This is a genomic window from Pseudomonas sp. VE 267-6A (assembly GCF_024126555.1).
GTDB classification, from domain to species: domain Bacteria; phylum Pseudomonadota; class Gammaproteobacteria; order Pseudomonadales; family Pseudomonadaceae; genus Aquipseudomonas; species Aquipseudomonas palmensis.
In genome coordinates this window covers 92708-103049 of the sequence record NZ_JAMYBY010000023.1, presented here as the reverse complement: position 1 = coordinate 103049, position 10342 = coordinate 92708, and the positions used below count along the sequence as shown (strand labels likewise).

The window sequence follows — 10342 nt, the reverse complement described above, 5'->3', positions numbered from 1 at the left end:
GCCGGCTCCTACAGCGTGCAGGAGCCGGCCTTGCCGGCGAAGCGTTCTAGAGGCCCTGCAGGGTCTGGAGCAACACCCTGACCTTGGTGATCGACTCCTCGTACTCCGCCTCCCACTGCGAGTCCGCCACCACCGCCCCGCCCCCCCAGCAGCACACCTGGCCGTCCTTCACCAGCAGGCTGCGGATGGCGATCGAGCTGTCCATCTCCCCGCGCACGTCCACATACAGCAGCGAGCCGCAATACAGTGCGCGCCGGCTCGGCTCCAGTTCGTCGATGATCTGCATCGCCCGAATCTTCGGCGCCCCGGTGATCGAGCCGCCGGGGAAGCTGCCGGCTATCAGGTCCAGCGCATCCTTGCCCGGTGCCAGGCGTCCGGTCACGCTGCTGACCATGTGGTGCACGTTGGGGTAGCTCTCCAGGCTGAACAGCTCCGGCACCTGCACCGAGCCGGTAGCGCAGCTGCGCCCCAGGTCGTTGCGCAGCAGGTCCACGATCATCAGGTTCTCGGCGCGGTCCTTGGTGCTGGCCAGCAGCTCGGCAGCATTGGCGGCATCCTGCACGGGGTCGGCGCTGCGCGCACGGGTGCCCTTGATCGGGCGGGTTTCGACCTCGCCCTGGCTGACCCTGATGAAGCGCTCGGGCGAGAAGCTCAGCAGCGCGCTGCCATCGGCCAGTACCTGATAGCCGGAGAAGGGCGTAGGGCAGGCAGCCCGCAGCGCCTGGTAGGCCGTCCACGGGTCGCCCTGGCAGGGTGCGCGAAAGCGTTGGGTAAGGTTGATCTGGTAGCAGTCGCCGGCATGGATGTACTGCTGTACCCGCTCGAACGCCTGACGGTAATCCTCGGCTGCGAGGTCGCCGCGCATTGGCGCCGCAAGCCTGAATGCGCCGGTTGCCGTCGCGGCGTCGTGCTCGAACAGTGCCACCAGGCGCTCGCGTTCGGTGGCGGGCAGCGCCGGATGAAACACCAGCTGGCTGCGCTGCAGCTGATGGTCGCTGATCAGTGCCCAGGCATACAGCCCCAGGCTTGCGTCACCCAGCCCCAGGTCGTCGCAGGCAATGGCGGGCAGGCGCTCCAGGCGCCGGCCGAAGTCGTAGCTCAGGTAGCCGATCAGGCCGCCGGCGAACGGCAGCTCGACACCTGCCGGCAAGTGCGCGCGCCCAAGCCCGGCCAGTTGCTCGCGCAGGCGCTGCAGGTAGTGCTGGCCGTCTTCTTCGGCGTCCGGGGTCAGCGTGCACAGTGGCCAGGCGCTGAGCAGGTCGAAGCGCCCACGCACGGCGCCAGGCCGCGCGCTGTCGAGCAGCACGGCGCCAGGTGCCTGGCGGATACGGGCAAAGTAGGCGGCCGGGTCGGCCTGGTAGGGCAGGGGGTGAAGTGTGCAGGTCGGCATTCGGGTGAACAGCTGTCGAGGCGGGGGCGAGCATTGTAGCCCTGTGCAGGCGATGCTCCTAGCGGATCGGCGACCGCCCTGTGCGCTGCTGCGCCAGGGCGGTGGCAGATTACTGCGCCGGGATGTGGCCGAACAGTTCCTGGGCGAAGCGCACGCGCTCTTCGACGCTTTCCTTGATGCCATTGCTGGCCAGTTCCTCAAGGTGCGCCTCGACGGCGTGGGTGCGCAGGGTCAGGCCGCAATCGTTGGCGATCTGGATGTTCAGGCCGGGGCGGGCGTTGAGTTCCAGGATCAGCGGGCCCTTGTCCTGGTCCAGCACCATGTCCACGCCGATGTAGCCCAGGCCGCACAGTTCATAGCAGCCGGCGGCCAGCTTCATGAAGCCGTCCCAGTTGGGCAGTTGCACGCCGTCCACCGCATTGGTGGTGTCGGGGTGCTTGCTGATGATGTTGTTCAGCCATGTACCGCGCAGGGTCAGGCCGGTCGCCAGGTCCACACCCACGCCGATGGCGCCCTGGTGCAGGTTGGCCTTGCCGCCGGACTGGCGCGTGGGCAGGCGCAGCATGGCCATGACCGGGTAGCCCATGAGCACGATGATGCGGATGTCCGGCACGCCTTCGTAGCTGATGCTCTTGAAGATCTGGTCCGGGGTTACCCGGTACTCGATCAGCGCGCGGTCGCGATGGCCACCCAGCGAATACAGCCCGGTGAGGATGCTCGACACCTGGTGCTCGATTTCCTCGTGGGTGATGATCTTGCCGGACACCGTGCGGTAGCGGTTCTCGAAGCGGTCGGCGATCACCAGGATGCCGTCACCACCGGCGCCCTGCGCCGGCTTGATGACGAAGTCGCTGCGCCCGCCGATGATCTCGTCGAGCTTGTCGATGTCCTTTTCGGTGGAGATCACCCCGTACATTTCCGGCACGTGGATGCCGGCCTTGATCGCCCGCTCCTTGGTGATGATCTTGTCGTCGACGATCGGGTACAGGTTGCGCTTGTTGTACTTGAGCACGTAGTCCGCGTTGCGCCGGTTGATACCCATGATGCCCCGGGCTTCCAGGGCCTTCCAGGTTTTCCATAGGCCGAACATCAGGCGTCAGCCTTCACGAAGGCCTTGAAGCGCACCAGCTCCGTCAGGCGGTAGCCGCGGTAGCGACCCATCGCCAGCATGAAGCCCACCAGAATCAGCAGCACCGCCGGGAAGGTGAACACGAAGTACACCAGTTCGGGCACGCTCATCAGCAGGTGCGCGACCGAGGCGGCGAACAGGGTGCCGATGGCGACTTTCATGGCATGGCCGCCGCCGCGTTCCTCCCAGGTGATCGACAGGCGTTCGATGGTCATGGTCAGAATCACCATCGGGAACAGTGCCACCGACAGCCCGCGCTCCAGGCCCAGCTTGTGGCTGAACAAGCTGATGGCCGCGATCAGCACCACCACGAAGGTCAGTACCACCGACAGGCGCGGCAGCATCTGCAGCTTCAGGTGTTCGAGGTAGGAGCGCAGGGTCAGGCCCAGCGCGGTGATCACCGTGAACAGGGCGATACCGAAGCCCAGCTGGGTCTCACGGAAGGCCAGGGCGATCAGCACCGGGGTGAAGGTACCCAGGGTCTGCAGGCCGATCAGGTTGCGCAGCACCAGGATCACCAGCACGCCGATCGGGATCATCACCATGATCATGAAGGTCTGCTGGGTCTGCAGCGGCAGGCCGTACAGCGAGTATTCGAGGAAGTCGGCGTCGGTGTTCTCGTCGGTCAGCTTGGCCAGGCGGATGGCGTTCATCTCGCTGTTGTTCAGGCTGAAGCTGACGTTGACCTTCTTGCCGCCATCGACGGTGATCAGCGGATCATCGCCGGTCCACCACAGCAGGCGGTCGGCCGGCAGGCCCTGCTCGCCCGTGTCCGGGTTGAAGTACAGCCAGTCGTTGCCGTTGAAGCTGCGCAGCCACAGTTCCGGGCTCTGCGGCTGGTCGGCCAGCAGGCGGATGGTGTGCACCTTCTCCACCGGTACGTGGGCGATCGACAGCAGCAGGTCGATGACCTTGGCCTTGTTCAGCGAAGAAGCATCGCCGGCCAGCAGCAGCTTGACGTTGTCGTCGTTGGGGTTGTTGACCCGCTTGATGGTCTCGCTGACGAAGGTCTCGACGTCGGCCGAGTGCTGGCGGATAGGTGCCATCAACGCTTCGGCGGCGATCTTCTCCGGCCCTTCGACCGGCTGGCTGTCACGGAAGGTCGGGCCCTTGATCTTGACCTTTTCGCTGCTGTAGCGCTTGGTCAGTACCAGGCGGTAGTAGAGGGTCTGGTTGCCCTTGGCGCGCCGCGCCGACCAGGTCACCTTGCGGTTGCCATCGACACGGTTGACGCTCACGCCGTAGTTGTTGGAGATGAAGCTCTCATTGAGGCTGACGTAGTCGTTGCTCAATGGCGGCACGAACATCTGGATCTTGATCGGGTCCTTGGGGCTGGCGACGAACTCGACCTTGGCATCGATGTTCCACAGGTCGTCGGTTTCGTCTTCGGTCACCGGGATGCCGAGCATGAAGATCTGGTACGCCGTGATCGACACACCCAGCAACACCAGGAGGGTGATCAGGACTTTCAGATGAAGGGTAAGAGAGCGCATCGAAATTACTCTGCGGTATGAGCGTCAGTGGCGCAGGCAGGTTTGCCGGCAGCGTATTTAAGGCTTGGGTCGACCAGCGCGTCGAAGTGCTTGAGCGCCTCGGAGCCGATCAGTAGCGGGTACTGGAAGGCACTGCGGTCGGTCAGGTTCACTTCGATGCTGCGCAGGGCCGTACCCATGCAGATATTCAGCGCGATCACCGGGCGGGAGGTGTAGGCCTTGCCTTCGTCCGGGTTGTAGTCACCGGCGCGTCGCTTGATCTTGCTGACACGAGCCAGTGGTCGTTCTATCGGATGCGAATGGGCTGCGTCAATTGCCAGATAGAAGCGCACCCACGATTCGCCGTTGCGCTTGAAGCGCTTGATATCGCGCGCGCTCAGCGAGGCGGTCTTGGCCCCGGTGTCGAGCTTGGCCGCAACCTCGAGGTCGATATCGACAAGGCGGGCATATTCATTGAGGCCATAGACAGTCTTGTCTGCCGCCTGGCTCAGGGCAGGCAGCCCACAGAGGCTGAGTAACAGTAGAAAGGGTGTGAGTCTCATAAATCCTGACGCGATGCTGTGGGGGTTTGCCCCCTCAGAGGCGGCGGCATTCTACCACGCTGGTGTGTCGATGCCAGCGGCTGGAGTCAGACAACACCGACAGACACGAAGTTCGTTCTTAGACGATTGTCGACAATATTGAATTTGTCTTTGACTGGGGTGGCTTAATTAGCTAGTTTTGGCCCTACAGATTTTCAAGGTGTCGACAATATGCTGGATGCAGCCCAAGCCTCCGCCCCCCTTCAGGAAGATTCGGAGACGCTTTCCGAAAACGTCTTCCGGCGCATCCAGGCCGCGATCGTCAAGGGCGAGATCGCCCCCGGCAGCAAGATCTCCGAGCCGGAGCTGGCGCGTACCTACGGCATCAGCCGCGGCCCGCTGCGCGAGGCCATCCACCGCCTGGAAGGCCAGCGCCTGCTGGTGCGGGTGCCGCACGTAGGGGCGCGGGTGGTGTCGCTGAGCCATGCCGAGCTGATCGAGCTGTACGAGATTCGCGAGTCCCTCGAGGGCATGGCCTGCCGCCTGGCTGCCCAACGCATGAGCGTAGCCGAGATCGACGAGTTGCGCCGGGTGCTCGACACCCATGAGCGTGATGCCGCGTTCCAGGCCGGGGTGGGCTACTACCAGCAGGAGGGCGACTTCGACTTCCACTACCGCATCATCCAGGGCAGCGGCAACCGCACCCTGGTGCAGATGCTGTGCGGCGAGCTGTACCAGCTGGTGCGCATGTACCGCATCCAGTTCTCCGCCACGCCCAACCGCCCGCACCAGGCGTTCGCCGAACACCACCGGATTCTCGATGCCATCGCCGACCGTGACGGCGAGCTGGCCGAATTACTGATGCGCCGCCACATCGGCGCATCCAAGCGCAATATCGAGCGTCATTACAAAGACGCCACCGCCCCTAGCCCACGAGGTGAGTCATGAGTCAGAAAAGCAGTCCCGGCCAGCGTTTTCGCGATGCAGTCGCCGCCGAGCACCCGCTGCAGGTCGTCGGCGCCATCAATGCCAACCATGCGCTGCTGGCCAAGCGCGCCGGGTTCAAGGCCATCTACCTCTCCGGTGGCGGTGTGGCGGCAGGCTCGCTGGGCCTGCCCGACCTGGGCATCACCGGCCTGGATGACGTGCTGACCGACGTGCGCCGCATCACCGACGTGTGCGACCTGCCGCTGCTGGTGGACGTGGACACCGGGTTCGGTTCGTCGGCGTTCAACGTGGCGCGCACGGTCCGCTCGATGATCAAGTTCGGCGCCGCCGCCATTCATATCGAGGACCAGGTGGGCGCCAAGCGCTGCGGCCATCGTCCGAACAAGGAAATCGTCTCGCAACAGGAGATGGTCGACCGCATCAAGGCGGCCGTGGACGCGCGTACCGACGACAGCTTCGTGATCATGGCGCGTACCGACGCCCTGGCGGTCGAAGGCCTGGAGGCCGCGCTGGATCGCGCTGCGGCGTGCATCGAGGCCGGTGCCGACATGATCTTCCCCGAGGCCATCACCGAGCTGTCGATGTACAAGACCTTCGCCAACCGCGTGAAGGCGCCGATCCTGGCCAACATCACCGAATTCGGCGCCACGCCGCTGTACACCACCGAAGAGCTGGCCTCGGCCGACGTGTCGCTGGCGCTGTATCCGCTGTCGGCGTTCCGCGCCATGAACAAGGCGGCCGAGAACGTCTACACCGCGCTGCGCCGTGACGGCACGCAGAAAAACGTCATCGACACCATGCAGACTCGCATGGAGCTTTACGATGCCATCGACTACCACGTGTTCGAGCAGAAGCTCGACGCACTGTTCGCTCAGAAGAAGAGCTGAACCGCAGCACACCGCAATTAGCCGATTCCCATAACAAATTCAAAAGTGGAGAAAACCAATGGCCGAAGCAAAAGTACTCAGTGGTGCCGGCCTGCGTGGTCAGGTGGCCGGGCAAACCGCTCTGTCGACCGTGGGCCAGGCCGGCGCCGGCCTGACCTACCGTGGCTATGACGTTCGCGACCTGGCCGAGCACGCGCTGTTCGAAGAGGTCGCCTACCTGCTGCTGTACGGCGAGCTGCCGACCCAGGCCGAGCTGAGCGAGTACCAGCACCAGCTCAAGGCGCTGCGCGACCTGCCCCAGGCGCTCAAGGAAGTGCTCGAGCGCATTCCGGTCACCGCCCACCCGATGGACGTGATGCGTACCGCCTCCTCGGTGCTCGGCACCCTGGAGCCGGAGCTCAACTTCGGCCTGCAGCACGAGAAGACCGACCGCCTGCTGGCGCTGTTCCCGGCGGCCATGTGCTACTGGTACCGCTTCAGCCACCATGGCGTGCGCATCGACTGCACCAGCGACGAAGACACCCTGGGCGGGCACTTCCTGCACCTGCTGCACGGCAAGAAGCCGAGCGAGCTGCATGTCAAGGTGATGAACGTTTCGCTGATCCTGTACGCCGAGCACGAATTCAACGCCTCGACCTTCACTGCCCGGGTGTGTGCCTCGACCCTGTCGGACCTGTACTCGTGCGTGACGGCGGCCATCGGCTCGCTGCGCGGGCCGCTGCACGGTGGTGCCAACGAGGCCGCGATGGAAATGATCGAGCGCTTCAAGACCCCGCAGGAAGCCGTTGCCGGCACCCTCGGCATGCTCGAGCGCAAGGACAAGATCATGGGCTTCGGGCATGCCATCTACAAGGAGTCCGACCCGCGCAACGAAGTGATCAAGGGCTGGGCGAAGAAGCTCGCCGACGAGGTGGGCGACACCGTGCTGTACCCGGTGTCCGAAGCCATCGACAAGACCATGTGGGAGCAGAAGAAACTGTTCCCCAATGCCGACTTCTACCATGCCTCGGCCTACCACTTCATGGGTATCCCGACCAAGCTGTTCACCCCGATCTTCGTCTGCTCGCGCCTGACCGGCTGGGCGGCGCATGTGTTCGAACAGCGTGCCAACAACCGCATCATCCGCCCGAGCGCCGAATACACCGGCGTCGAACAGCGCAAGTTCGTGCCAATCGAACAACGCTGAGACTGGCGTGCAGTACCGATGAAGGCGCTGGCCTTGCCTTTGGAGAGGCCGGCGTTGCTGTTGTAGGAGCCGGCCTTGCCGGCGAAGGAAGCACCGCGGTGTCAGTTCTACCGTTCGCCGGCAAGGCCGGCTCCTACAGGTTTCCCATCGTTGCTGCGCACCGCCGACTTATCCGTGATTGAGTCCCGCGTCCATGAATACTGAATTTCGCAAGCACCTGCCGGGCACCACGCTCGACTACTTCGACGCCCGCGCCGCCATCGACGCCATCAGCCCCGGCGCCTACGACAAGCTGCCCTATACCTCCCGCGTACTGGCCGAAAACCTGGTGCGCCGCTGCGACCCGGCAACCCTCGATGCCTCGCTCAGCCAACTGATCGAGCGCAAGCGCGACCTCGACTTCCCCTGGTACCCGGCCCGCGTGGTGTGCCATGACATCCTTGGCCAGACCGCACTGGTTGACCTTGCCGGCCTGCGTGACGCCATCGCCGACAAGGGCGGCGACCCGGCCCAGGTCAACCCGGTGGTGCCGGTGCAACTGATCGTCGACCACTCGCTGGCCGTGGAGTGCGGCGGCTTCGACCCGCAGGCGTTCGAGAAGAACCGCGCCATCGAAGACCGTCGCAACGAAGACCGCTTCCACTTCATCAACTGGACCAAGAAGGCGTTCAAGAACGTCGATGTGATCCAGCCCGGCAACGGCATCATGCACCAGATCAACCTGGAGAAGATGTCGCCGGTGATCCACGCCGAGCAGGGCGTGGCCTATCCCGATACCTGCGTCGGTACCGACAGCCACACCCCCCACGTGGATGCCCTGGGCGTGATCGCCATCGGCGTCGGCGGCCTGGAGGCCGAGAACGTGATGCTGGGTCGTGCGTCCTGGATGCGCCTGCCGGAAATCGTCGGCGTGCAGCTCACCGGCAAGCCGCAGCCAGGCATCACCGCCACCGACGTGGTGCTGGCGCTCACCGAGTTCCTGCGCAAGGCCAAGGTGGTAGGCGCCTACCTCGAGTTCTACGGCGAGGGCGCCCGTACGTTGACCCTGGGCGATCGCGCGACCATCTCCAACATGGCCCCTGAATACGGCGCGACGGCGGCGATGTTCTCCATCGACCAGCAGACCATCGATTACCTCAAGCTCACCGGTCGTGAAGACGCCCAGGTCAAGCTGGTGGAAACCTACGCCAAGGTCGCCGGCCTGTGGTCCGACAGCCTGGTCAATGCCGAATACGAGCGTGGCCTGCAGTTCGACCTGTCGAGCGTGGTACGCAACATGGCCGGCCCGTCCAACCCGCATGCGCGGGTGGCCACCAGCGAGCTGGCTGCCAGGGGCATTGCCGGGCAATGGGAAGAGGTGCCGGGGCAGATGCCTGACGGCGCGGTGATCATCGCTGCCATCACCAGCTGCACCAACACCAGCAACCCGCGCAACGTGATCGCTGCCGGGCTGCTGGCGCGCAATGCCAACAGGCTGGGGCTGACGCGCAAGCCGTGGGTCAAGTCGTCGCTGGCGCCAGGCTCCAAGACCGTGGCCCTGTACCTCAAAGAGGCGGGCCTGGAGGATGAGCTGGAGCAGCTGGGCTTTGGCATCGTGGCGTTTGCCTGCACCACCTGCAACGGCATGTCCGGCGCTCTGGACCCGGTGATCCAGCAGGAAATCATCGACCGCGACCTGTACGCCACCGCCGTGCTGTCGGGCAACCGCAACTTCGACGGGCGTATCCATCCGTATGCCAAGCAGGCCTTCCTGGCCTCGCCGCCGCTGGTGGTGGCCTACGCCATTGCCGGTACCATCCGTTTCGATATCGAGAAGGACGTGCTGGCCGTGGTGGACGGCAAGGAAATCCGCCTCAAGGACATCTGGCCCAGCGACGAAGAGATCGATGCAGTGGTCAAGGCTGCGGTCAAGCCGGAGCAGTTCCGCCAGGTGTACATCCCGATGTTCGCCGTGCACGAAGACACCGGACCCAAGGTCGACCCGCTGTACGACTGGCGCGCCATGAGCACCTACATCCGTCGCCCGCCGTACTGGGAAGGCGCGCTGGCAGGCGAGCGCTCGCTCAAGGGCATGCGCCCGCTGGCGGTGCTGCCGGACAACATCACCACCGACCACCTGTCGCCGTCCAACGCGATCATGCTCGACAGCGCCGCAGGCGAGTACCTGGCGAAGATGGGCCTGCCCGAAGAGGACTTCAACTCCTACGCCACCCACCGTGGCGACCACCTGACCGCGCAGCGCGCGACCTTCGCCAACCCCAAGCTGTTCAACGAGATGGTGCAGGAGAACGGCAAGGTCAAGCAGGGTTCGCTGGCGCGTATCGAGCCGGAGGGCAAGGTGACGCGCATGTGGGAGGCCATCGAGACCTACATGCAGCGCAAGCAGCCGCTGATCATCGTGGCCGGTGCCGACTATGGCCAGGGCTCGTCACGCGACTGGGCGGCCAAGGGCGTGCGCCTGGCCGGTGTCGAGGCCATCGTGGCCGAGGGCTTCGAGCGTATCCACCGTACCAACCTGGTGGGCATGGGCGTGTTGCCTCTGGAGTTCAAGCCGGGCACCGACCGCAAGACCCTGGGTATCGATGGCAGCGAGACCTATGACGTGGTGGGGCAGCGGACACCGCGGGCCACCTTGACCCTGGTGATCACGCGGCGTGACGGCGAGCGCCTGGAGGTGCCGGTGACCTGCCGTCTGGACACGGCGGAAGAGGTGTCGATCTACGAGGCGGGCGGTGTACTGCAGCGCTTTGCCCAGGACTTCCTCGAGTCGTCGGTGGCTTGACGTACA

General features: G+C 64.7%; 8 protein-coding genes. 4 read left to right on the top strand and 4 right to left on the bottom strand.

Going from position 1 to position 10342, the window contains the following annotated elements; translation table 11 throughout:
- Positions 1–46: 46 nt before the first annotated feature.
- From pabB to NJH59_RS22960, 4 genes are all read right to left on the bottom strand, one after another.
- Complete coding sequence (gene pabB / locus NJH59_RS22975) at positions 47–1390, bottom strand: aminodeoxychorismate synthase component I (RefSeq protein ID WP_058541878.1); 1344 nt, start codon at positions 1388–1390, stop codon at positions 47–49.
- A gap of 109 nt (positions 1391–1499) precedes the next feature.
- Positions 1500–2480, bottom strand: a complete 981-nt coding sequence (locus NJH59_RS22970) for an alpha-L-glutamate ligase-like protein (protein WP_043863079.1) — start codon at positions 2478–2480, stop codon at positions 1500–1502.
- Positions 2480–4012 (bottom strand): inactive transglutaminase family protein, encoded by a 1533-nt coding sequence (locus NJH59_RS22965; RefSeq protein ID WP_043863078.1) that lies wholly within the window; start codon positions 4010–4012, stop codon positions 2480–2482. Before NJH59_RS22965 ends, NJH59_RS22970 begins: the two co-directional genes overlap by 1 nt.
- A gap of 5 nt (positions 4013–4017) precedes the next feature.
- Positions 4018–4554 carry an ATP-dependent zinc protease gene (locus NJH59_RS22960; protein WP_043863077.1) on the bottom strand — a complete coding sequence of 179 codons (537 nt, stop codon included), beginning with the start codon at positions 4552–4554 and terminating at the stop codon, positions 4018–4020.
- A 210-nt stretch (positions 4555–4764) separates the two neighbouring features.
- Here NJH59_RS22960 and NJH59_RS22955 point away from each other — a divergent pair, with 210 nt between their 5' ends.
- From NJH59_RS22955 to acnD, 4 genes are all read left to right on the top strand, one after another.
- A complete protein-coding gene (locus tag NJH59_RS22955) occupies positions 4765–5481 on the top strand; it encodes a GntR family transcriptional regulator (protein ID WP_043863076.1) in 717 nt (238 codons plus the stop codon).
- On the top strand, positions 5478–6368 hold the full coding sequence (prpB, locus tag NJH59_RS22950) for a methylisocitrate lyase (RefSeq protein ID WP_043863075.1): 891 nt from the start codon (positions 5478–5480) through the stop codon (positions 6366–6368). The genes NJH59_RS22955 and prpB overlap by 4 nt, the downstream gene beginning before the upstream one ends.
- Positions 6369–6426: 58 nt before the next feature.
- Entirely contained in the window at positions 6427–7554 is a 1128-nt protein-coding gene (prpC, locus tag NJH59_RS22945; RefSeq protein WP_043863074.1) for a 2-methylcitrate synthase, read from the top strand.
- A gap of 193 nt (positions 7555–7747) precedes the next feature.
- A complete protein-coding gene (gene acnD / locus NJH59_RS22940; protein ID WP_253087352.1) occupies positions 7748–10336 on the top strand; it encodes a Fe/S-dependent 2-methylisocitrate dehydratase AcnD in 2589 nt (862 codons plus the stop codon).
- The last annotated feature ends 6 nt before the right edge of the window (positions 10337–10342 follow it).